Here is a 23,190-nt window from a genome sequence, read left to right on the forward strand (position 1 = left end):
ATGCTTTGCAAACAGGAGCAATACCAGAATGGCTACCTTGCCCGTTACTGAGATCGTTGCCACAGGCAACAGTGGTCGTGAAGACGTTTCCACGCTAATTCGTCATTACGATTTGCAAAATTTCCGCTACGCTGAGATTCAGACTGTACAGAATCTGAATAAAGCGTTGGCCGAATGGCCTCTTCTCCTGGAGACGCTTCAGGTCGTACTACCGACTCAAGAGCAAGCCAAACTGAAGAATGCCTCATAAAATATGCACGTTATAGCCGTCCAGGGAATACGGGGCGGCTGTGGAACCACCTCAGTAGCCGCAGGCCTGGCGGCCAGTCTAGCCACCTTACAGAAGCATGTTCTGCTGATTGATCTTTGCCCCAGCAATCTACTGGGACTGCACTTTGGCTTATCCGTTACAGAGGATGCCGGATGGGCACAGGCTCTCGCCGAAGGCTACCCCTGGCAAAGCACCGCTTTCCTTTATAAGGAGCACATCTGGCTGCTGCCTTTTGGTCGTCCGACCTCGCTTTCCCATCTACATGAGCTGGCTGCAGACTGGTTGCCCACATCCCTGCGCGCACTTGCGATGCCGGACGATACCTATGTGATTTTCGACGTGCCACAGCACTCGAGCTTTCGCGAGGCACTAGGTCAGATTACGGACCTGCAATGGATTCAAATCGTGCAGGCCGATCCTGCCTGCCATGCCCTGATTAATCAGCAATCACTGGTCGGCCAGCTGAATACACCCAACCGCTTCTGGCTGGTGAACCGTTACCAACCCGCTTACAAGCTCTCTCGGGATCTCATACAACTCTGGCGCCTGGTCCTGGGCAGGACACTGATTTCAACCATCATCCACGAGGATGAAGCTGTACGCGAGGCCCTGGCCCTGAAGCGGCCGCTAGCAGATAGCGCTCCGGCCTCTCTGGCCAGCCACAACTTCCTCTCGCTGGCTACATGGAGCGTGGCGCAGGCAGGCGCCACATGATCCTGGCACCGGCTGCCAAATCCTGGCTTTCGCTGTACTACCACAAGAGCCGCGAGCGCCATCGCGCGCCGGTTGCCTTACTGATGACGGCATTGTGGCTACTGGGCTGGACATTCCTGCGATTCGAGCGCCCCACCTGGCAATGGGTCGCCATCAACTGGCGTGCGCTGTACCCTCAGTTATCCACGCGGCGCCTGGGCAATCCTCTCAGAACTGTCATGCAAAGTATCTGGCTGATTCTGGTCAGGCCCGTCAATGGCAAAGGTCCCGATTACCTGGCTGCTCTCTCCAAGGGTTTCCAACGTTTTCCTGCCCTGCTTGAACATCGGCGTCGCCTCTATCGTTCAGCCGCACGTCTGCCGGAACGTTTGCCACTCGCTACGCTGAAAGAAGAGACCTGGTCGTCTCTTTCGGTTAGAACGAAATGTATCTTAGGTGGTGCCTTTGCGCTTATTGCCACGCCGCTTTTGCTGCTTTGCGTAACGCAGCCATTCGAGATCGGCCAGCAGATCGTTTTTATCGCCATGCTATGGGCGCTGGCAATGGTCATTCGCAAGATGCCGGGGCGCTTCCCGACGTTAGCGCTTATTATCCTTTCGCTGCTTGTATCGTGTCGGTATTTCTGGTGGCGCTATACGCAGACGTTAAACTGGGAAAATCCGCTGGATGTCATCTGCGGCCTGCTCCTGTTGCTGGCAGAAACTTATTCCTGGTTGGTACTGATCCTTGGGTACTTCCAGACAATCTGGCCGCTGGATCGCAAGCCCTATCCGCTCCCCCTCAACATTGCCGAATGGCCTTCGGTCGATATTTATATTCCCACCTATAACGAAGACCTGTCTGTCGTTCGGTCGACGGTACTGGCCTCCCTGGGTATCGACTGGCCAAAAGACAAGCTGAACATCTACATTCTTGATGACGGTAAACGGGAGTCATTTCGCCAGTTTGCCGCGGAAGTTGGGGTGCACTATCTGATTCGCTCGGATAATCGCCACGCCAAGGCAGGCAATCTGAATGCGGCCATGAAAGTCACCAAAGGTGATTTCCTGGTGATCTTTGACTGCGACCATATTCCGACCAGCTCTTTTCTGCAGATGACCATGGGCTGGTTCCTGAAAAGCCCAAAGCTGGGCGTTATGCAGACGCCTCACCATTTTCTGTCGCCAGACCCGTTCGAGCGCAACCTGGGTAATTTCCGGCGTACGCCAAACGAGAACACCCTGTTTTACGGTCTGGTCCAGAACGGAAACGACATGTGGGACGCCACGTTCTTCTGCGGCTCCTGCGCCATTTTGCGGCGCACCGCCGTGGAAAGCATTGGTGGTTTCGCCGTGGAAACCGTAACCGAGGATGCTCACACGTCCCTGCGTCTGCACCGCAACGGCTGGACGTCCGCTTATATTCGTATTCCCCAGGCAGCCGGCCTCGCCACCGAAAGCCTCTCAGCCCATATCGGCCAGCGAATTCGCTGGGCACGGGGCATGGTGCAGATCTTCCGCCTGGACAATCCGCTGATGGGCAAAGGCCTCTCGCTTCCGCAGCGACTCTGCTATTGCAACGCAATGCTGCATTTTCTCGCCGGAGTACCCAGGCTCATCTACCTGCTTTCACCATTGGCCTTCCTGATCCTGCATGCGTATATCCTGTATGCCCCGGCGCTGCTGATTCTGCTGTTCGTTCTGCCTCACATCGCCCATGCCAGCATTACCAATTCGCGCATCCAGGGTCGGTACCGTTATTCCTTCTGGAGCGAGATCTACGAAACGGTGCTGTCCTGGTACATCGCCCGGCCTACCACAGTGGCACTGATCAATCCGCACAAGGGTAAATTCAACGTAACGGCTAAAGGGGGACTGGTTGAGGAAAACGTCTTTGACTGGACGATCTCGAAGTCCTTTCTGTTCCTGGCTGGATTGAATGTGGTAGGCCTGCTGTTTGGTGTCTATCGTTACGTTACCGGCCCAGCCGTCGAACAAGGCACTGTCATCATCAGCATGCTCTGGACCGTCTATAACCTGATTATCCTCGGAGGCGCCATTGCAGTTGCCGCAGAAGTTCGTCAGGTTCGTCGCACCCATCGCGTCGACTTGAGACTACCTGCCGCCATACGTCTGACGGGCGGCCACGTTTATGCGTGTACGCTGACGGACTACTCCGACGGCGGTGTGGGCCTGGAGCTGCCGCCAGAGCTGGACCTCAAGTCGGACGAGCAGATCTTTTTGCAACTAAAGCGCGGCCTTGAGGAGTACAGCTTTGCCACTCGCGTTCGGAACCAGCGAGGCCGGGTGGCAGGGCTAGAGCTTGAACCGATGGATGTTCAGACACGCATCAATTTTGTGCAATGTACGTTTGCACGTGCCGACACTTGGGCCCAATGGCAGGAAAGTTTCGTGCAAGACAGTCCGCTACGCAGCATCCTGGCCATTATCCGGGTCGGATTATCAGGTTATAAACGCATGCTGCAGCACTCCCCCAGGCTTTCCCGTCCTCTTATCAAGGGCTCGGTGTGGCTGGTGGAGAAACTCGTGTCGTTCATACCTGTAACCCCTGTCCTACCGCCAAAACGAACATAACAGCAAGGATAAGCATGAAAGGCGTAATCCGCTTTCTCATCGCAGCGGCTCTGCTGGCCTGCGCCCCCTGGACTACCGCGGCGCCTACGGTTGCGCCTGCTCCCGACACCAGACCTGCCGTTCCTCCAGTGCAGGAACGGCAGCTGGGCTTCAATCAGATCTCATCAGCGGGAAACCTGACGACCCGTAATGTCTTGAGAAATCTCTACGCATCGTTCGGGTTACGTAGCGATGAGGTCGTCACAGGCGCTCGACTCCATCTGGTGTATACCCCTTCGCCGGCACTGATACCGGTGCAGTCACACCTGAAAGTCTATCTGAACAATGAGTTGATGGGGGTATTGCCTATCAATCAGGCGGATCTGGGCAAGGAAATCACGCGGGATCTACCGCTCGATGCCCAGTTTATTTCTGATTACAACAACATGCGCTTTGAGCTGGTCGGCCATTACGCCCCTATTTGTGAAGACCCGTTGCACTCCAGTTTGTGGGTTGACTTCAGCGCGAAAAGCCAGTTAATCCTGAGCACTCAGGCACTAAAGATCCAGAATGACTTATCCAAATTACCAGAGCCCTTTTTCGATCAGCGCGACCCGGCGGCCCTGAGCGTTCCATTCATCTTTGCAAATCGTCCCAACAGTGCCCAGCAGACCGCCGGCGCGGTGATAGCCTCCTGGTTTGGAACGCTGAGCGGCTGGCGAGGCGCCAGCTTCCCGACTTCTTTTGGACACCTGCCCATCCAAGGCAATGCCGTTGTGTTTGCAACGAATGCACAGTTGCCTGCGTTGATTGAAGGCCATGCGGAGGTGACAGCACCGACCATTGAGATTGTCGAGAATCCGCAAAATCCTTATGGAAAGCTGTTATTGATCCTTGGACGCGACGACAACGACCTGCTGACCGCAGCGAAAGCCGTCGCCTTGGGCGCTGTTACGCTACGCGGACAATCCACTACCGTGGACTCTCTGCAAACCCTGGCACCTCGTCAACCCTACGATGCCCCAAATTGGGTTTCACTGGATCGCCCTACTCGATTGGGCGAGCTAATGGATTATCCCAATCAGCTGGAAGTCACCGGCATGGTGCCGCGACCGATTACGCTGGCGTTCAATATTCCGCCGGACCTCTTCGTGTGGCGTAATCGCGGTATCCCGCTGGATCTTAAATACCGCTACACGCCCCCGCTCCGTGACGATACAGCCCTGTTGACGGTCAACGCCAACAACCAGTTCATCAAGGCCTTTACGCTGAGCAAGAATGCCAACCAGAGCATGGGCGGTGTTAATCTGCCGATTCTTAACGAAAATCTGCTAGGGACCAGTACCGGCTTTCAAGTGCCGTCACTCAAGCTAGGGGCTCGCAATGAGCTGCGTTTTGATTTTTCTTTCGGCGCCTTCCCGGCCAATGGCGACAATACCAGCTGCACCACGACGCTTCCGCTCAATGTTCAGGCCGCAATCGATCCGGACTCGACCATTGATTTTTCTTCGCTCTATCACTACAAGGCCATGCCCGATCTACGCGCCTTTGTCAGTGCCGGATATCCCTTTACTCGCCTTGCCGATCTATCCCAGACGCAGGTAATGATGCCCTCGCAGCCAACGCCGGAACAGACAGGCCTTTTGTTTACGTTGATGGGACGCATGGGGGCCATTACAGGCTATCCCGCGACACAGGTCTCCATTGGTGATGATTGGTCAGCCGTAAAGAAAGGCGAACGCGACGTTCTGATAATAGGTGAAATTCCCGAGCGGGCTCGGACCGAGTTGGACAAGAATATGACAGCGTTCGTGGATGAGACCCGAACGTCGCTCATGCTGCCCAACCGCAAGACATCCCGCCTTGAGTCACCGCTACAGGACACTGGGTCTGCCATGGCAGACACACAGTTGCAGACGTTGTCGTCGGGGCCGATCTCGGCGCTGGTCGGATTTGAATCCCCATACGCCAGCTCGCGTAGCGTAGTCGCTCTGATGGGTTATGGCGAAAACAGCTATCAGCAGCTGCAAGAGGCCTTGAGCCAGAATACCGGGCTTGAGAATGTCACCGGGTCTGTCAGTCTTTTCCGCGGAGACCGGATCGACAGTCATATCGTAGGGGAGCCTTACTACGTAGGCAGCCTGCCCTGGTGGCTGCTTCTCTGGTATCACCTGTCCGCACATCCACTGCTACTGGCATTCATTGCAATCGTGACCACACTGATATTGGCTGCCCTGCTCTGGAATGTCCTCCGCTGGCTGGCGCGCCGTCGCCTGCAGGAACAGGAGTAACCTTCATGAAAAAAGTGCTTGCCTCCCTCTGTCTGATCAGCCTCGCCAGCCCCGTCTCGGCTGCCTGCCAGTGGCCGGCTTGGGAAAGTTTCAAGCGCGGGTTCATCGAAAATGGCAGGGTGATTGATCGCAGCGACGAGCGCGCAATTACGACATCGGAGGGGCAATCCTACGCGCTCTTTTTCGCCCTGGTGGCAGGTGACCGAACCACGTTTCAGCGTTTGGTCAACTGGACGCAGGGCAACCTAAGCCAGGGAGACTTTTCCAAACACCTGCCCGCCTGGCTCTGGGGGCGTGCGGAAAACGGCAACTTTCAAATACTGGATGACAACGCCGCCTCTGATGCCGACCTCTGGATCGCCTACAGCCTTCAGGAAGCCTCGCGCCTCTGGCGGATTCACAATTACCAGACGTTATCCAATCGGCTTCTGCAGCAGATCGAAAAGCAGGAAGTCGCGCGAATCGACGGGTTTGGTCCCATGCTTCTGCCCGCCCCGGTGGGCTTTACCGACGAGGACAGCTGGACGCTAAATCCCAGCTACACGCCGCTCTTTTTGCTCAGCAGCTTCGCATACAAGCATCCGGAAGGCCCCTGGCAAGGCATGATTTCCCCTACGCTGCGGCTGCTGAACGAAACCGCACCCAAAGGCTTTGCACCCGACTGGATTGATTGGCGCTCAGGTGCCTGGCATGGCTCCGAACGGAGCAACTGGCAAGGCAGTTATAATGCCATTCGCGTCTACCTGTGGGCGGGTATGCAAGCACCTGGGTCAGCCGGCCGAGACAGCCTGCTTTCGCGCTTCCAGCCCATGCAGACTTATGTCTCGCAACGGGGCTACCCGCCCGAAGAGGTCAATGCCGAGACAGGGACTACTCAAAACCGCGGGCCTTTAGGCTTCTCGGCGGCTGTACTTCCGCTTCTGGCAAGCCTTGGTGACAAGGCGGCTCTCGACGCTCAGCTAACCCGTCTGAAGCAGGAGCCGCTCGAGGCAGATGCCTATTATGGCAATGTCCTGTCGCTGTTTGGACGAGGCTGGCAAGAAGGTCGCTTCCGCTTCAACGTTCATGGTGAATTGCAGTTGCCGGATACCGCTGCATGCCCACGCTGATTGTTCTGCTGTCTCTTCTATTGGTTAGCCTGTCGGCCCAGGCCGAGGGGCCCGTTACGCCGGAGGATCGGCTAATGGCGCAAGTCAGGGCTGGCGAGGCGCGTAACAAAGATGACCTGATCGAAGACAGCCTTTACCGCCTCTTCAAAATTGCACCTGATCATCCGGAAGGCTTGGCTGCCCTCGCCCGCCTGAAGTTAAGACAGAACAAGCCGCAGGAAGCACAGGCCGCACTGGAACATCTGGAGAAGGTTGCTCCAGGTTCGCAGGCGTTGAGTCTGGTACGGCTTGATATCGAACTCGACCAGCCACAAAAAAAAGCGCAGCTTCTTCAAGCCAGGCTGCTCGCGCGGGCGGGGCGCTATGACGAAGCCCTGAAGCTATACGATGAGCTATTCAAGCCAGGCCTGCCGTCGCCGGAATACGAGCTGGAATACTGGCAAGCGGTTGCCAATACGCCGCAGGGTCATACCAGAGCCCTACAGGGCATTCAATCACTGGTAAATCGCTATCCGCAAAGTGGCAATTATCGGCTGGCGCTGGTCAGACAGCGACTTGATCTGAATCCGTATGATCCAGAAGCCTACAAGGATCTGGAAAAGCTCAGTCAGGACCCCTATGCCCGCCAGGGCGCCTCTGCAGTATGGCTGGACCAGCTCCAGCGAATGCCAGTTGAAGATCGGGCTGTCACGCTCTGGAAGCGTTACCTTGAGTCCTACCCGGATGCAGCTCCTATCGCCCACGAGGGATTGGCCGCGCAACAACAGCTGCTGGCAAACCCAGCGTTCAGAGCCAAGCAGAGGGCGCAGCAGCTCCTGGAGCAAGACTCGCAGGACCATGCCGCTATCGAGCGCGCCTTGCAGCAGGCCCTCAAGGGCTTCCCCAATGATTCTGACGCTTTAGGCAGCTTGGGAAGACTACGGCAACGGGAAGGCAGGCATCAGGAAGCGTTAGCCTTTTACCAGCGGGCCCTGGCCAACGAGCAGAACATCGACCAGCGAGCCCAATGGCAGAGCCTGATTGCAACAGCCCAGTTCTGGGCAACCCTCAATGACGGGGATGCTGCATTGCGTGCAGGCAATTACACTGCAGCGACAAAAGCCTACCAGAACGCTGCCAGACTGCAGCCACGTGCTGTAGAGCCCTTGACAGGTCTTGCCGACGTTTATGCAGCGCAGGGCGATACGAACAGAGCCGAGCAGACCTACAAGCGGGCGCTGGCCTATGACCGTCGAAACGGTCCAGCACTACGCGGCCTCATCAACCTTTACCTTCAGCAAAACCAGATCGACACGGCCAAATCTCTCATCGCCTCCCTTCCCCAGGATCAGCGTCAACGTTATACACCTGAGCTAAACCGGATTCGGGCGAACATCTTGTCGCGCGAGGCCGATGCCCATGCCGCCAAAGGTCAATGGGCAACCGCTGAACACAAGCTGACAGAAGCCCTTGAGCTGCAGCCGCAGGATCCCTGGCTGGCCTATAACCTTGCCAGAGCGCGCGCAGCACTGGATAATCCAAAGGCAGAAGACGCCTTTGCAAATCAGCTGCGTCAACGCTCCACTGATCCGGTCCTGCGGTACGCCCACGCGCTCTTTCTCGACAGTCAGGACCAGGCGCAACGGGCGCTTGGTAGCCTGCGACAAGTCCCTGCCAACCAGTGGAGTGAGGACATGCACAGCCTTGCCTATCGACTGGATTACGGCCTGACCCTGGCTCAAGCGCGCGATTTAAACAATCAGGGCCGCACCCAGGATGCGACCGCCCTGCTTGAAAAGGCACGTACGCGCTTTCCCAAGGAAGCGGGTATTCCTCTCCTGCTGGGCGAGTGGTCGGTATTAGGTGGACATCCTGACGAGGCCAAACGTTATTACCGTGCAGCTCAGGTACTTGAGCCTGACAATATAGAAGCCGGACTCAGCCTGGCAGAGCTTGCCCATCAGCAGAGCCTTGATATCCAGGCACGGCGCCAGCTGGCCGAGCTGTCCTCCAAAGCAGCCACTGCAGGACAACAACGTCGAATGGCCAATTTGTGGTCGGAACTGGGAGAGCCGGAGAAAGCCGCTGCCTACATGAATGCCGCGCTGGAGGTCGAGACCCGTGATCCGCTCCTATGGCGCGACGCGGCGCGGCTCGCCAGGCGCAATCAACAGCCGGACCTGGCGCTTGATCGCTATCGCCAGGCCATGCGCACAAGCAACATGGGCGATCCGGGCCAAAACGATGCGCAGTTCACCCGGCAAACCCGAGTACAACCTGATGACGACTGGCTCAACCGCAGCATTCGCAGCGATACCGCTGAGCTTTATCAACAGCAGACCGCTACTGCGACACTGCAGTATGACGCATGGGACAGTTCAGGCACACCGGGTATATCGGACCTCAAGGCCCATGATCTACGCTTTGAAGCTGATCATCCCCTCAGGGATGGCAAAGGCTTTTTCCGGGCGGAAACCATTACGATGGATAATGGCAGCCTGGGAAACATTCTTGAGCAGAACAACTTTGGAAGTGTCGCCCTCTGCCAGACCCGTGAGGAATGCAGTCGCGGGCATATCAACCAACGCGCCCAAGGTACCAGCCTGGCTGTTGGCTGGCGTGGGCAAGACACCCAGTGGGACGTAGGTACTACTCCCCTGGGGTTTCCAGTACAGGATATCGTGGGAGGCGTACGCCTGAGCGGCGATCTTGAGCCCCTTGGCTGGACAATGGATATTTCCCGCCGCGCCCTGTCCACGTCCTTATTGGCCTATGCAGGTACTGAAGACCCTCGCACAGGCAAAACCTGGGGCGGCGTCCGCACCAATGGGGTATCGCTTGGTTTGAGCTACGACCAGGGCGGCTTCTATGGCATCTGGTCGAGCCTGCAGGCTCATCGTCTGACTGGTAAAAACGTGGAAAGCAATGATCGCCTGCGCCTGATGAGCGGAATCTACTTTCGCCTGATCGACGAGCCCAATCGACGCCTGCGGGTTGGCAGTAACGTCATGTACTGGCACTTCAAGGAAAACCTGAGCGGTTATACGTTCGGCCAGGGAGGCTATTATAGCCCACAGCAATACCTGTCCTACTCTGTCCCGATCAACTTTGCGCAACGCTGGGATTCTTGGTCGTTTTACGCCGAAGCATCAGCCAGCTACTCGTGGGTGAAAGAGGATGATGCGGATTACTTCCCGACAAAGTCCGCCTGGCAGCGCGAAGCAGGAAATCCTGTACTGACGGGAGGCCGCAGCAAAGGCCTTGGCTATCGAGCCAGCTTTTCGCTGGAGCGTCGTCTTTCGCCCAATTGGTTCATCGGTACGTCTGCCGGAATCGAGCGCTCCGTGGGGAGTGACTACAAACCCAACCAAGCACTCGTGTACCTGCGCTACAGTTTTGCTCCCTGGGAAGGCGATCTCAGGATGCCGCCCGAGCCACTTCAGGAATATGCACAGTTCAATTAAACCCAGGCCAGCCTGAAAGAGATTTTCAGGAACCCTGGGCATCTGGGTCAGTCCCTTCCCTGTAACCAACAGCCCGCCTGCTCTTGTTGAACAGGCACAGCGCTGACCCTGGATGATCCACAGGAGTGAGACATGACCCAATCCCAAAACGAAAATCGCCGCATCGTAATGGCCTCGCGCCCGCAAGGCGCACCGACGCAAGAGAACTTTCGTCTGGAGCGCGAGCCTCGCCCTGAGCCAAAAGACGGTGAAGTATTGCTGCGCACGGTCTACCTGTCTCTCGACCCCTACATGAGGGGCCGGATGAGCGATGCGAAATCTTATGCCGATCCGATGCAAGTGGGCGATGTGATGGTAGGGGGCACGGTTTGCCGCGTGGAAAGCTCCCGACATCCGGATTACAAGGAAGGCGAATGGGTATTAGCTGCTAATGGCTGGCAGGATTACGCCGTCTCCAATGGCGATGATCTCAACAAGCTCGGCGATAACCCGGAGCATCCCTCTTGGTCATTGGGCGTTCTTGGAATGCCTGGTTTTACTGCTTACATGGGGCTGCTTGATATTGGACAGCCCAAGGAGGGTGAAACCGTTGTGGTTGCCGCGGCCACCGGTCCCGTTGGCTCGACGGTGGGACAGATTGCCAAGCTCAAGGGCTGCCGCGTTGTAGGCATCGCGGGCGGAGCCGAAAAATGCCAGCATGCCGTAGAAGCCCTGGGCTTTGATCAATGCATCGACCACCGGAGTGAGCATTTTGCCGAGGCACTGGCCAAGGCCTGCCCTAAGGGTATCGACGTGTATTTTGAAAACGTAGGCGGCAAGGTATTCGATGCGGTTCTGCCTCTCCTGAACACCAAGGCACGCGTACCGGTGTGCGGTCTGATCGCCACTTACAACAAGGATCCAAAGGATCTGCCGGACGGCAAGGATCGCCTCCCGATGCTGGAGGCTACGTTCCTGCACAAGCGCATTCGCATGCAAGGGTTCATCATCACCATGGACTATGGCGACCGTTACGGTGAGTTCCTGGAAAACATGACGCCCTGGGTAAGCGAAGGCAAGATCAAGTACCGCGAACAGATCGTGGACGGCCTGGAGAATGCTCCTGACGCGTTTACGGGCCTCCTGGAAGGCAAGAACTTTGGCAAGCTGGTCGTCCGGGTCGGCAACGACTGAAGCTAGCGCCAGAAAGGCCAGCCGTACATTACGACTGGCCTTTCTCGCTTACTTCCCCCGCTCCGGATACTTGATCCAGCTTTTACCATCCAGCCTCAAATAATGCGTGTTGTTGAAACGCATCATCACACTGCCTTCGTTTTCCGCCACCACATGATCCAGCTGCGGCAGGCTGGTAATGACGGCATTCAGGTCGAAATTCGGATTTTTCCAGGCAGCGCCATCCACCAGGTGATTAATCAATTCCGACAACGCAAAGTAGCTGGCAGGCGTACGGATATGAACAGGCGCCCCGCTCAACGTCGCCTTGGCATTGATGAGTTTGACGCCGGCCGGAATGTGCGTCACGGTAGGGCTTGGAATTTCTCGCATTCCCTTGATCTGCATGAGATCTCCTCGCAATGCGGCGCCATGCTCGGACACGATCACCAGCAGAACCGGCTTTCCAGAAGCCTGGAGGCGATCAATAAATCCGCTCAGGTCATCTAGTACGTTCTGCAGACGCGGCTTGTATTCTGCCGTGACCGTCTTGCCAGACGTTGGATCAATGACCCGATTCCCGTCGTGCAACGAGATCGTGTTATAGAACATCGCCTCGCGCGCTGACGCATTGTCTAGTCGCTGTTGCCACCATTTGGAGAGCACTTGTCCATCACGGTAAATGGGCGAGCCATCAAAGCCCGTCATGACGGGCCTCAAGTCCCCAAACGGGAAAAGAGTCGCCTGCATATCACCGTTGTCTTTAACCTGCCCGATCAGATTATCGAAGCGACCGGTATGGTTCATGACCATGGCCTCGTCAAAACCCAACTGCTTGAGATTTTCGAAGAGAAAGCACTGTTTGCTGGCAGGCTGATACAACCCGGCATTAGGCAACTGGCCGCAGCTCGCTCGAAGCAGCCTCAATACAGCTGGTCCGCTGTAAGTAGCGGCCGAATTGAAGTCATCAAACAGCACGTCCATCTTGTTCCAGAGCGGATGCTGACTGAGTCCGACATCCTCCATGTCGTCCCAGGCCAACGAGCAGATATTCAGGATCAGCACGTCAAAGGGGGCCGCGTCGTTACCTAGAGCTGGAGGGAACTGGCTGACCAGAGTGCTCTGATGGGTATAAAAATCACTGAGTGTTGCATTGAGATTGGCATCGGTTGCCTCTACCGTTCCGCCCGCCACCGGCCTGGGCACAGGCGACGCCTGTCCTCCAGGCTGTACAGCCGTGGTTGGGACGTCTACAAGTGTTGGTCCCGCGGCAGGGTTTGATGAACGCCAGAAGGTTGTCTGGCCAGCAATCAGAATCGCTACCAAGGCTACAACCGTTACCGCCGTGAAACGTATCCACTGACTGAAGAACAGGTACCCCACCAACAGCACGAGACCTGCGGCCAGCCAGGAAGTATTAATGAACCGCCCTACCAGCTCAAGGATATAGTCAAAGCTGAACGCCGATATCTCAGCAGACTGGGCAAAGAGCCGGCTGACAGGGGGTAGCCAAGTGTCATATAGATAAAGCGACACGCCAATGGGAATCGCCACGACATGCCTAAGACGGTGCAGCCATACCGGCGGCAGCGGCACCAACAGAAAAGCCGCAAAGGCCAAATTCTCCAACGCATGAAAATTTAGCAGGCCTTGCCAGAACAGCACGAATTTGGTGAGGAAGTAATAATTCCAGAAGCCCAACCCTCGCCAGTATTGAAGCGCGGTGGGTGGCGGCAGCAGTGGTCTATCGGTCATAAACACATCTTCAATCAAGGCGTCCTGCCCGCTCAAGGCGATAGCGAGGCGTAGTCGAATGGATGACGGAGCATAAACGTCCGTCAGGTTTACTGATTACCCCGCCCTTTTGTCTCGCCATCACGAATCTTGCCCCCTTTAAGCTCTATCGAGGGTTTCAGGTAACGAGGCCTTTGTGTCTTGTGAAATATCCAATCCAGTATGGCCTTCCAAGCCGAGCGCAGCAAAAAACCCGCCAGAAAGGCCAGAATGCCGGTCAGAATAACGGCGTAGTGAAACAGCTCATCGCTCATGGATTGCAGTCCTCTTTACCATAAGCGAAACACGCCTCAATACCGGCTGTGGCTCACCCGATTCGGGAGAGACATCTTTGATGTCAGCCGGCTCGGCAATACCTTTGAGCCGGAAGGCAAGGTCATCCGTATAGTCATGCTGGGCCGGTAGCGCATTCATTCGACTCAGCTCCAGCCCCAACCGCTCGGCGCTGTCATAAATCTCGATACTCGATGCCAGCGTATCGACAGAAACACGAAAAATATTTCGCAAGGCCGGTTCGATATCATTGAGGCGACACGCAAACAGATACAGGTACAAGCTTTGCTCGACCACCGTCACGAAATCGCCACGACGCTTCATGTCGCACTGTGCCAATAGATCCAGAGCGGTCAGACCATGGGCGGGCTTGAGCTTTAATACCATGCCGGGCAGCTCATCCTGTACGATGCGCTCCAGTTCGGCCTGTACACTGCCAATAAAGGTCTCTGCTGCCACATAGCCACGCATGAACTGGGGACGTAATGCCTGCAGGAGCTTATCGAAGTCCGTATCGCCCGTTCGCCGATAAATCTGTCCTTGTACACTTTGCAACTGACTAAAGAAACGGGATACATCGTTCAGGTACGGCACAACGAGGTTGGTACCCGCTGAAAAGAACAGCCGTTCATCCACGTGGCGAAGACACTGACTGATTTCACGAATCACAATCTTGAGCCGATTGCCTCGGGCAGCGCGTAAGCCATGGATCTGTCTTGCGAGTTCCTCTACCTTGCCCGCAGTTGCAATGCCCAGCACTACCGTAGCGGCATGGGCGCCATGGGCTGCATTAAGCAGATCTTCCAGTGAGTCAAACAGCTGCCAATGTCGGGAGGGTGCCTGTCGACCTGCCAGGCATTCTCGCCAGGCCAGAACCACCTCGTCATCACGGTTACTGGTAGATACCTCCACATCAGCGGCATTGGCCAGTCGCAGGCCGGACTCACTCAGCTCAAGTGAGAAGTCAGCATGAAAAACGCCACCCTCCCCGCTACGCCAGTGATCAATATGGTAATGCACATGAAAGGCATGGCGCTCCATTTCACCCAGGCCGGATAACTCATCACTCAGCGGCGCTAGACGTGTCCGCTGCTGGACACCATCTCCCACCCCAATCATGAGCCATGTAACCTTGTGCTTACGGACCCATCCGGCCAGATGAGCCAGCCGCTTTTTCAGCGCAGCCTCGGTCAGACTGTCCAATTGGCGAACATCGTACTGCACCACTATCAGCCGGCCGGCCAACCTGCCGTACCATTCAAGCTCTTCGGTCAACCGCTCCAGCCAGCGCTCATGGTTCTGTTCAGCTAGCGTATAAAACCGGACGTTAGTTTTATGAGCCAGCAGAACGTCGATCCAGCTGTCCTTGGGCCGGTCAGGCAATACGCAAATTGACGATACGTCCGAAGCCTGTTCATAGAGGGTTGACAGCAGCAACGTATCGGCCACCAGAGCCTGGTTGACCAACAACCAGTACAGACCAGGCTGGCGCATATGGCCATATTGTTGAGGTAGGGAATGAATAGCGATGTGCAAACTGTTCGCCTTTGCCTGAAGATAAACACAGCATTGCAGACAACCCAGCGAACATCCAGTTGGCCACACGCTACAATCCCGGTTTTTGACAGTACCCAGGGGAAAAAGTCAGCCTAGCCCTTCAATAGCCAACAACTTGGCAAACAACAGTCGAGCGATTAAGCAGCGACCTCATAACCGCACCTACCACCATCCTTCCCGTACAGCCTTCAGGCCATCAGAAGTTTTGGCCATAAAAGGCAAGTCGCGGCGGACATGTCGCCACGACACGCTGCGGCTTGAGTCAACAGCGTCGGTGAAACAACCTCTTTCTTGATCTAAATCAAGACGTAAGACAGGAAAAAAAGATCTGACAAACGGTCAAGCCGTGCGGGAATGTTTAGGAAATTCCGTATCTAATACTCATCACGGAAAACGCTGCTCTTTGATCATGAAGTCACTTCTTCACCTGTCGGATCTCTCGCTTGGACGCTATCAGGTCAATACAGTGGTCGATTGCGATGGTAGCCTGACCATTACTGCAGCTCCCGTAACGGGGAATTCTCCGCTCACCTGGAAGCTGACCTCAGCGCAAGTCCAGAACCCTTTGCTGATGGACACTGTGCTAACGGATATAGAGCGTGAAGTTCGTAAACCACCGTCTTTCAGCGAACCCTGCCTGCCAGATCTGACACTCGCAACTTACGCCCCAAGCGCTCGGTATCTAAAACGCTGACATCCTGCCCGTATATTCGGCAGAAATTTCACCCAGAATGCACAAAACCCCTGGAGCTTTCGCTCTCAGGGGTTTTGTTAATCTGGCGGTGAGGGTGGGATTCGAACCCACGATACGATTTCTCGTATACACACTTTCCAGGCGTGCTCCTTCAACCGCTCGGACACCTCACCAGAATTTTTCAACGTCTGCGTCGTTGAGGTGCGCTACTATATCCATGTAGTTTTGAAATGGCAAATTTTTTTTAATGTATTCATGCATTTAAATCAGAAAGCCCAGTTCATGCGTGACCAGGCAGTCAACCAAACGGCTTTACGTGACTCGAAACAGTCGTTACGTTCACCGCAATATTAATAACGACAACGGCTCACTCATGAACGCACTTGTTTCTTATCGCTATGAATCCCCTGTTGCAACGCTTACGCTGAATAACGGCAAGGTCAATGCGCTCTCGCCAGCTGTTATCCATGCGCTGAACGAGGCTCTCGATCAGGCCGAAAAGGACAAAGCCATTGTGGTCATTACAGGCCAACCGGGAATCCTCTCCGGGGGCTTCGATCTGAAGGTCATGATGAGCGGCCCGCAGCAGGCGATCGACCTAGTCACAATGGGGTCTCGTCTGTCACGTCGTCTGTTGTCCCACCCCTTCCCCGTGATAGTTGCATGCGGTGGTCATGCCGTTGCCAAAGGTGCCTTCCTGTTACTGTCGGCAGACTACCGGATTGGCGTCAAAGGCGCCTTTACCATAGGGCTGAACGAAGTCGCCATTGGTATGACAATGCATCAGGCGGGTATTGAAATCGCACGCGACCGGTTGCCCCGTCCCGCCTTTCAACGAGCCGTGATTGGTGCTGAAATGTTTTCACCTGAAGCGGCTGTCGAAGCAGGCTTTCTGGATGAAGTCGTAGCGCCAGAAGCGTTGGAAGACGCTGTTCACCGCGCCGCTATGCGCCTGAGCAAGCTCAACATGTCAGCCCATGGGAATACGAAGGTAAAGGCCAGAGCGCCATTACTGTCCGCACTGGATAACGCTATCGCCCTGGACGTCCAACACTTCGGCCGCGCCTGACAATCATCAGACAAACGGCACGCTGTCACGAAACCTCTGTGAAACGTGTCTATAACAGTGAAAAGACGCTGTACAGCGCTCCTTTTAATCGCTAAACACCATTAAGTAAGAGATTTAGAAAAGCTTTAGATCTAAACAGGCTGTAACTTGCGACCTAGTCTCGACTCAATGTGATATGGCCCTTGCGAGGGCCATAATAAATGCCGACAGAGCAATCGAGCTTCTCCCTATAAGAAGAAAGGGCTTGAGTCATGTTAAGAGAACCGACACCCAAGTGGCGGCAAGCGAGCCTTGTGCTGATCATCACCACCATCGTACTTGTACTTCCCAACCTGACCCGCCTGCTGGGAGGCTGATTATCCTGTGGCAGGCAGCCACCATGCCAGCATCAGCGGCAAGAACCCAAACGCCAGTATGGTTGAGCACAATACGAGACTGGCTACTTCCTGGGGAGACCGGTTAGCGCGTAGGGCATAGAGATAGTTGAAAACCGCTACGGGCATGGATGACTGGGTGACGAGGACAGCATGGGCCAGAGGTGGCAGATGTAGCGCCCAACCTACCAGCCAGCCCACAAGAGCACCCAGGCATAACCGGATTCCGCCGAATAGGAAGCCGGACCCCAAGTGTTGTGGCCGTATGCTGGCCAGTGACACGCCCAGCGTAATAAGCATGAGCGGGATGGCGAGGCCGGACATGAGGTCGACGGTATTGGCAATCCAGCGCGGCAGTTGGGCATCGAGCATCATGAGCGATAACGCAATCGCTACGCTAATCATAATGGGATTACCCAACAGCATCTTGAGCGAGCGCTCGCCGGACATCCAGAAGATCCCTAAACTGAAATTACCGATCGACAAGACCAGATAAAATGCCACGGCCAGCGTCATGCCTTGCTCGCCAAACGCATACAGGCACACCGGCAAGCCCATGTTGCCTACATTGGGAAACATGAATGCCGGGGCTAATACCTTCCAGTCTCGCTTGAAGACTCGGGCAAGCCCATAGGCTGCCAACCCCATGATCGCGCAGATAATAACGCAGGCCAGGGCCATTTGCCCAAAGCTGTGCTTGTCGATGTGTGCATGCCCCAGTGTCGCCAAGACCAGACAGGGAGAGGCTACGTTGAAGACCAGGCGGGAGATGAAGTCAGTGGGATATTCATAGCCCCAGCGCTTCCAGAAATAGCCGATACCTGCGCCAATGAGCACAGGCGCCATGACCGCGAATAACTCTGACAGCATGCCTTTCTCCCCTGAATCAAGGGTTCATTATGCCCTCTTGGGCAGGAACGGGGAGTAGTAAATCGGTATCGCAGGACGTGAGATCAAACGGAGCATGTGGCAGAAACTAAAATGAGGCATGACACGAACGGCCATGCCTCGACGTCAGGATCAGGTCCTCCTGATTTCCTGGGTTACGCCCCAGCCATCCAACGTTCCGCCAAGAGGACTGACGACGGCCTCAAGATCAGACTCGAAATCGTCAATTGTCGTATAGGTAGCAAACATGACCTTACTGACTTGTAAGTGCCACCCACCCTCTTCGTGCGGGACTATCTGAGCGTTCAACGACTCTCCCTTGAATTGACATGCGGCCTCTCGGGCCTGTTTTTCATCAGGAAAAATAGCGAAGAAATCGATGGGATGTATGCGTGAGAAGTCGAAACCACCCTCCTTCATCTGCCGGAGCACAGTAAGGCTTACATCATCGGAGATGTTTAAAGGCATAGGGCACCTCCTGCTCATTGAATGGAATTTTTAGTTAATGCGATAGAGCGTGATAGAGGCGTTGCAACGGTGATCGCCGGTATCAGCGAAGCCACCCGCAGAGCCCTTTCAACTAAAAGAACGCCAACACAACCGCCTGACGTATAGCATTGCACACAACTAAAAGAGAGCTTTGAGGCGGCACCGGTTCCTTGGATAGCGACGAGTGGTGCGTGCCCTGCAAATGATCACAGGGCACCTTCCGAAGGTATCAGGCGTTGGAAGTCTTGCCAATGGCGCCTAGTACATATTGAGGCAGCGCAAAGGCACCAATATGGATGTCGGCATTGTAATAGCTCGTAACAATGCCGGAGACTGCGAACCGTTCGCGTAGGGTATCTACCGGCACGAAGCGTTTGCCAGCGTCTCGGCTGCCCCAAGCAAAGGTCATCGCGCCGCCAATGTAGGTCGGTACGGCAGCCTGATAGAAATGCCAGTCTGCAAAGAGCCCGTTGACCCGGCTTGCTGTGGTCTTCACTTCGTCAAGCTGCATGAAGGGCGTGCCGTTCTGCGTGACCAGGATTCCACCTTCACTCAGGCAGCGATGGCAGGCCTGATAAAAGTTTTCCGAGAACAGTACTTCACCCGGGCCGATGGGATCGGTCGAATCGGAAATGATCACGTCGAAACGGTCAGTGGTATTTGCTACGAAGCGCATACCGTCATCGATGACAAGGTTGAGACGCGAGTCGTCAAATGCGCCATTGGAGTGATTGGGCAGATAGGTTTTGCACATGTCGACCACGGCCGCATCAATTTCCACCATGGTGATGTGCTCGACACTCTTGTGCTTGGCCACTTCACGCAGGATGCCGCCGTCACCGCCACCGATGATCAGGACACGCTTGGCCTGACCATGGGCAAACAACGGCACATGGGTAAGCATCTCGTGGTAAATGAACTCATCGGCTTCGGTCGTCTGGATTACGCCGTCCAGCGCCATGACGCGTCCCATGCGGGCATTCTTGAAAATAACGAGTTGCTGATGCTCGGTACGAACCTCATGAAGCAGCTCGTCCATGCGAAAGCGTTGGCCATAGCCGTCATACAAGGTTTCTAGATAATCTTTCATTGAGAGGTCTCCCGTTCCTCGGATGGGCGGAACGGAAAACGCCCGCCCTGGAAAAGGCGGGCATTGTAAGGGCAATACGTGACGGTCTCCAGACGCGTTCTACTACCCTTTATGCGTTGGCGCCGATACGGACGTACTTCCGCGAGGACCCGCAAGCCCCCAGGCAATCAGCCCCACGACTGGCAGAATGATGATAAGCAGTGCCCAGAAGATCTTCTTGTTACTGGTGCTGTCGCTGCGAATGACGCTGACGATAGCCCAGATATCCAGCAAGAAGACGATGAAACCGATGACACCGCCTATAGTTGAGTTAATCATGGGTGCTCTCCAATTCAGTTCCGGTAAAATTGGGACTGCGCACCCGAGGCGGTAGTTCGCCTTAAACGACCGAATGTCGCTGATATCCCTTTTGTCAGAGCGTCAGAGGGTCGATTTCAGCAAAGCTTTTCACGCAAGGGTGACCGGCCAGCTCGCCGCCTTCGCGAACCAGGCCACAGGTTTTCATACCCGCAGACCGGGCAGCATCCAGCTCCTCGACAACATCCGATAAGAAGAGAATTTCATCTGCCTGATGCGTAGTTGCGCTGGCGATACGGCTATAGGAAGCGGCTTCACGCTTGCCTCCGGTCATCGTATCGAAGTAGCCGGAAAACAGCGGCGTCAGGTCTCCAGCCTCGGAACAACCGAAGATAAGCTTTTGCGCCTGCACAGAGCCGGAAGAATAGACGTAAAGCGCAATCCCCAGCGCATGCCAGCGCCGAAGGGCTTCGACGGCATCCGGATAGACGTGCCCTTTCAGCTCGCCGGTCTTGTAGCCCTGTGCCCAGATCATGCCCTGCAAGGCCTTGAGCGGTGTAGCCTTGCGATCCTCAGCGATCCAGCCCAGCAGAATCTCGATGACGCGCTCGGTATCGGCAGTCAGCTCCCCGGCCTCGGCGCGCACCGCATCCAGCTGCTCTGCCACTGCCACCTCCTGAGCATGCTCACGCACATAGCCCGGCAGATGCTTGGCCGCAAAAGGAAACAGGACATCAAAGACAAAGCTGACCGCGCTGGTCGTGCCCTCGATATCGGTCAGGATAGCGCGAATGGTCATGCATCTGCCTCCAGGCGTGGAAAACGGGAAGCAATGTCTTCCCCAGTGAACTGGGCGATCCATCCCTCAGGATTATTGAACAGCCGGATCGCAACGAAGTTGGGCTCTTCGCTCATATCGAACCAGTGCGGTGTACCGGCGGGCACTGAAATCAGGTCATTCTTCTCGCACAGTACGGCATAGATATATTCGCCGATATGCAAGGTAAAGAGGCCACGCCCGGCCACGAAAAAGCGGACCTCATCCTCTGCATGACGATGCTCGTCTAGAAATTTGGCGCGCAGCTCGGCTTTCTGAGGATGATCAGCCTTCATGCTGATCACATCCACGGTCTGATAGCCGCGCTCATGGATAAGACGATCGATCTCGGGACGATATGCGGCAATCACTTCTTCCTGGCTCGCCCCCGGCGCTACAGGCGCCGTGGCCTGCCAGCGTTCGAATCGAACGCCTACTTCGGCCAGCGTTGCCGCGATATGGTCGCTCTGGGTCAGGACCTTGTTGGGCTGCTCGGGATGGGACTCATGGTAGACAGTCAGGCGGCTCATGTCCGGATACTCAATATTTTAAGTTCACATTCGAAAAGAAACTCGAACGCCTCGATCTGGCGCAAGGCATCGCTCATACGAGCCCCCCAAGTATAGAGACCATGACCACGAATCAAATACCCCACGCAGTCTGGATGCGTGTCGAGCCATGTCTGAACATGCGTGGCAAGCCGGGCGATGTCCTGATCGTTTTCAAAGATCGGCACCAGTACCCTGCCCTCGTGGGTCGTGATACCACTAAAGGCCTTCTGCAGCTCATAGTCATGCAGTACCAGCGCCTCGTCGGCAACCATCCGGGACAGAACCGTGGCATTAACCGAATGCGTATGCAGCACCGCGCCAATCTCCGGCTTCCATCGATACAGCTGGGTATGCAGCAGCGTTTCGGCCGACGGCTTCTTGCCAGGCTCCAGGCTATTACCTTCCAGGTCCGTTACGAGCACATCATCCAGGCCCAACTGTCCCTTGTGCTTGCCTGAGACTGTAAGCAACGCGCGGGTCTCGGACAGCCGGGCAGAGTAATTGCTACTGGTTGCTGGAGACCATCCCCGACTGTAGAGAAACTGACCCGCCTCAATGATTTGCTGCGCCAGCAGCTCCCGATGATTCATCATGATGTCGATCTTCCAAACGCGTAATGATCATGCATGCCCCCACCAGCGCTGCCAGGCTGGCGAAGCCGAATGTCCAGGCAGGACCCAACACCTGCCAGCTATAACCGGAGTAAAACGCCCCCAAGGCGCCTCCGGTTCCCGACAGTGCAGCATACAGTGCCTGCCCCTGCCCTTGATGTCTGTTTCCGAAACGGCGCTGGATAAAATGGATCGCCGATGCATGAAAACAACCAAATGTAGCCGCATGAATGACCTGGGCAAAGAGCAGAACCCCCAGGTGATTGGCAAGATGACCCAACAGCAGCCAGCGCAGCGCTGCAAGCAGAAAGCTGGCCGCAAGTACCTGTCTCAGGCTGAACAGGGTCAACAAACGAGGCATGACCAAAAAGATCAGCACCTCCGCCACAACCCCTACTGCCCACAAGAGACCGATCGTGCCGCGAGCATAACCCAGGTTTTCCAGGTGTATCGTTAGAAAGGTGTAATAAGGCCCATGGGAGAGCTGCATGAGGCAGGCCCCCAAATAAAAAGCCATGACGCCCGGCTGACGCAGACAACCCATGAGTCCGCCTTCGCTTCCGCTGTTTTCCAGTTTTACCGCAAGAGGCGACGGAACCCAGATACTGCCTATGACAATACCGGCCATGATGACCAGCAGGCCGGCTGGGTACAGATCAAGACTGAAATGCTCGAACAGCTTGCCCAGCCCTACCACTGCTGCAATAAACCCGACGGATCCCCAGAGGCGAATGCGGCTATACAGAGAAGCCTGTTCACGCAGGTGTGCCAGGGTAATGGCTTCAAACTGTGGCAGCACCGCGTGCCAGAAGAACGCATGGGCCGCCATGACCAGGGCGAGCCAGGCGTAGCTATGACTGAGGTAGATTCCCGCAAAGCAGATGAGCGTGCAGCAGGCGCCGAAACGAACAATGGTCAACCGCTTACCGGTACGGTCGCCCAGCCACCCCCAGAGATTGGGCGCTAGGCAGCGCATCAGCATGGGAATAGCGACCAGTTGACCGATATGCTCGCTGGAAAACCCCAGATGATGAAAGTAGAGCGACAGAAACGGCGCCGTTGCGCCCAGCAAGGCGAAGTAGAAGAAATAGAAGCTGGACAGACGCCAATAAGGAATCGGCATTGACTCACGTGTATTCATGCAGTGCCCGCGT

20 protein-coding genes and 1 tRNA gene are annotated in these 23,190 nt (G+C 55.7%); 9 read left to right on the plus strand and 12 right to left on the minus strand.

What is annotated here, in order from left to right; translation table 11 throughout:
• Positions 1 to 28 precede the first annotated feature (28 nt).
• The 7 genes from bcsR to EAW52_RS13320 all read left to right on the plus strand — a co-directional run bounded on the left by bcsR (position 29) and on the right by EAW52_RS13320 (position 11,553).
• Entirely contained in the window at positions 29 to 250 is a 222-nt protein-coding gene (bcsR, locus tag EAW52_RS13290; protein ID WP_010798021.1) for a BcsR/BcsP family cellulose biosynthesis protein, read from the plus strand.
• Positions 251 to 253: 3 nt separating this feature from the next.
• Complete coding sequence (bcsQ, locus tag EAW52_RS13295; protein WP_122042768.1) at positions 254 to 985, plus strand: cellulose biosynthesis protein BcsQ; 732 nt, start codon at positions 254 to 256, stop codon at positions 983 to 985.
• The gene (gene bcsA, locus EAW52_RS13300; RefSeq protein ID WP_122042769.1) at positions 982 to 3,558 is read left to right on the plus strand and encodes a UDP-forming cellulose synthase catalytic subunit; all 2,577 of its coding nucleotides are present in this window, start codon (positions 982 to 984) and stop codon (positions 3,556 to 3,558) included. Before bcsQ ends, bcsA begins: the two co-directional genes overlap by 4 nt.
• A gap of 14 nt (positions 3,559 to 3,572) precedes the next feature.
• The gene (gene bcsB / locus EAW52_RS13305; protein ID WP_122042771.1) at positions 3,573 to 5,828 is read left to right on the plus strand and encodes a cellulose biosynthesis cyclic di-GMP-binding regulatory protein BcsB; all 2,256 of its coding nucleotides are present in this window, start codon (positions 3,573 to 3,575) and stop codon (positions 5,826 to 5,828) included.
• A 5-nt stretch (positions 5,829 to 5,833) separates the two neighbouring features.
• Complete coding sequence (bcsZ, locus tag EAW52_RS13310; RefSeq protein ID WP_122042773.1) at positions 5,834 to 6,937, plus strand: cellulose synthase complex periplasmic endoglucanase BcsZ; 1,104 nt, start codon at positions 5,834 to 5,836, stop codon at positions 6,935 to 6,937.
• Positions 6,925 to 10,380: a cellulose synthase complex outer membrane protein BcsC gene (gene bcsC / locus EAW52_RS13315; protein WP_122042774.1), complete on the plus strand. Its 3,456-nt coding sequence runs from the start codon at positions 6,925 to 6,927 to the stop codon at positions 10,378 to 10,380. Before bcsZ ends, bcsC begins: the two co-directional genes overlap by 13 nt.
• Positions 10,381 to 10,512: 132 nt before the next feature.
• The gene (locus tag EAW52_RS13320; RefSeq protein ID WP_122042776.1) at positions 10,513 to 11,553 is read left to right on the plus strand and encodes an NADP-dependent oxidoreductase; all 1,041 of its coding nucleotides are present in this window, start codon (positions 10,513 to 10,515) and stop codon (positions 11,551 to 11,553) included.
• Positions 11,554 to 11,601: 48 nt separating this feature from the next.
• Here the strand turns inward: EAW52_RS13320 and bcsG are convergent, their stop codons facing one another.
• The 3 genes from bcsG to bcsE form a co-directional block, all read right to left on the minus strand.
• Positions 11,602 to 13,287 carry a cellulose biosynthesis protein BcsG gene (gene bcsG / locus EAW52_RS13325; RefSeq protein WP_122042778.1) on the minus strand — a complete coding sequence of 562 codons (1,686 nt, stop codon included), beginning with the start codon at positions 13,285 to 13,287 and terminating at the stop codon, positions 11,602 to 11,604.
• An 89-nt stretch (positions 13,288 to 13,376) separates the two neighbouring features.
• A complete protein-coding gene (locus EAW52_RS13330; protein WP_122042779.1) occupies positions 13,377 to 13,580 on the minus strand; it encodes a hypothetical protein in 204 nt (67 codons plus the stop codon).
• The gene (gene bcsE, locus EAW52_RS13335) at positions 13,570 to 15,135 is read right to left on the minus strand and encodes a cellulose biosynthesis protein BcsE (RefSeq protein WP_122042781.1); all 1,566 of its coding nucleotides are present in this window, start codon (positions 15,133 to 15,135) and stop codon (positions 13,570 to 13,572) included. The genes EAW52_RS13330 and bcsE overlap by 11 nt, the downstream gene beginning before the upstream one ends.
• A 430-nt stretch (positions 15,136 to 15,565) precedes the next feature.
• Between bcsE and EAW52_RS25965 the strand changes: the two genes are divergently transcribed.
• Complete coding sequence (locus tag EAW52_RS25965) at positions 15,566 to 15,850, plus strand: hypothetical protein (protein ID WP_162997641.1); 285 nt, start codon at positions 15,566 to 15,568, stop codon at positions 15,848 to 15,850.
• An 83-nt stretch (positions 15,851 to 15,933) separates the two neighbouring features.
• On the opposite strand, the gene EAW52_RS13340 is transcribed toward EAW52_RS25965, so the two are convergent.
• A tRNA-Ser gene (locus tag EAW52_RS13340) sits at positions 15,934 to 16,023 on the minus strand.
• 200 nt (positions 16,024 to 16,223) lie between these two features.
• On the opposite strand from EAW52_RS13340, the gene EAW52_RS13345 reads away from it, so the two are divergent.
• The gene (locus tag EAW52_RS13345; RefSeq protein ID WP_122042782.1) at positions 16,224 to 16,919 is read left to right on the plus strand and encodes a crotonase/enoyl-CoA hydratase family protein; all 696 of its coding nucleotides are present in this window, start codon (positions 16,224 to 16,226) and stop codon (positions 16,917 to 16,919) included.
• 356 nt (positions 16,920 to 17,275) lie between these two features.
• Here the strand turns inward: EAW52_RS13345 and EAW52_RS13350 are convergent, their stop codons facing one another.
• The 8 genes from EAW52_RS13350 to EAW52_RS13385 form a co-directional block, all read right to left on the minus strand.
• A complete protein-coding gene (locus EAW52_RS13350) occupies positions 17,276 to 18,163 on the minus strand; it encodes an AEC family transporter (protein WP_010798008.1) in 888 nt (295 codons plus the stop codon).
• 150 nt (positions 18,164 to 18,313) lie between these two features.
• Positions 18,314 to 18,649, minus strand: coding sequence for a ribonuclease E inhibitor RraB (locus EAW52_RS13355; protein WP_122042784.1), 336 nt, complete (start codon positions 18,647 to 18,649; stop codon positions 18,314 to 18,316).
• A gap of 250 nt (positions 18,650 to 18,899) precedes the next feature.
• A complete protein-coding gene (gene speE, locus EAW52_RS13360; protein WP_122042786.1) occupies positions 18,900 to 19,760 on the minus strand; it encodes a polyamine aminopropyltransferase in 861 nt (286 codons plus the stop codon).
• Positions 19,761 to 19,862: 102 nt separating this feature from the next.
• Entirely contained in the window at positions 19,863 to 20,078 is a 216-nt protein-coding gene (locus EAW52_RS13365) for a PLD nuclease N-terminal domain-containing protein (RefSeq protein ID WP_122042788.1), read from the minus strand.
• 94 nt (positions 20,079 to 20,172) lie between these two features.
• Positions 20,173 to 20,856: an acireductone synthase gene (mtnC, locus tag EAW52_RS13370; protein WP_122042790.1), complete on the minus strand. Its 684-nt coding sequence runs from the start codon at positions 20,854 to 20,856 to the stop codon at positions 20,173 to 20,175.
• Positions 20,853 to 21,404: an acireductone dioxygenase gene (locus tag EAW52_RS13375; RefSeq protein ID WP_122042791.1), complete on the minus strand. Its 552-nt coding sequence runs from the start codon at positions 21,402 to 21,404 to the stop codon at positions 20,853 to 20,855. Before EAW52_RS13375 ends, mtnC begins: the two co-directional genes overlap by 4 nt.
• Positions 21,401 to 22,018, minus strand: coding sequence for a methylthioribulose 1-phosphate dehydratase (locus tag EAW52_RS13380; RefSeq protein ID WP_010798002.1), 618 nt, complete (start codon positions 22,016 to 22,018; stop codon positions 21,401 to 21,403). The genes EAW52_RS13375 and EAW52_RS13380 overlap by 4 nt, the downstream gene beginning before the upstream one ends.
• The gene (locus EAW52_RS13385; protein ID WP_122042793.1) at positions 21,978 to 23,159 is read right to left on the minus strand and encodes an MFS transporter; all 1,182 of its coding nucleotides are present in this window, start codon (positions 23,157 to 23,159) and stop codon (positions 21,978 to 21,980) included. The genes EAW52_RS13380 and EAW52_RS13385 overlap by 41 nt, the downstream gene beginning before the upstream one ends.
• Between the last annotated feature and the right edge of the window lie 31 nt (positions 23,160 to 23,190).

Origin of the sequence: Pseudomonas sp. LTJR-52, assembly GCF_003691465.1 — a bacterium.
GTDB classification, from domain to species: domain Bacteria; phylum Pseudomonadota; class Gammaproteobacteria; order Pseudomonadales; family Pseudomonadaceae; genus Chryseomonas; species Chryseomonas luteola.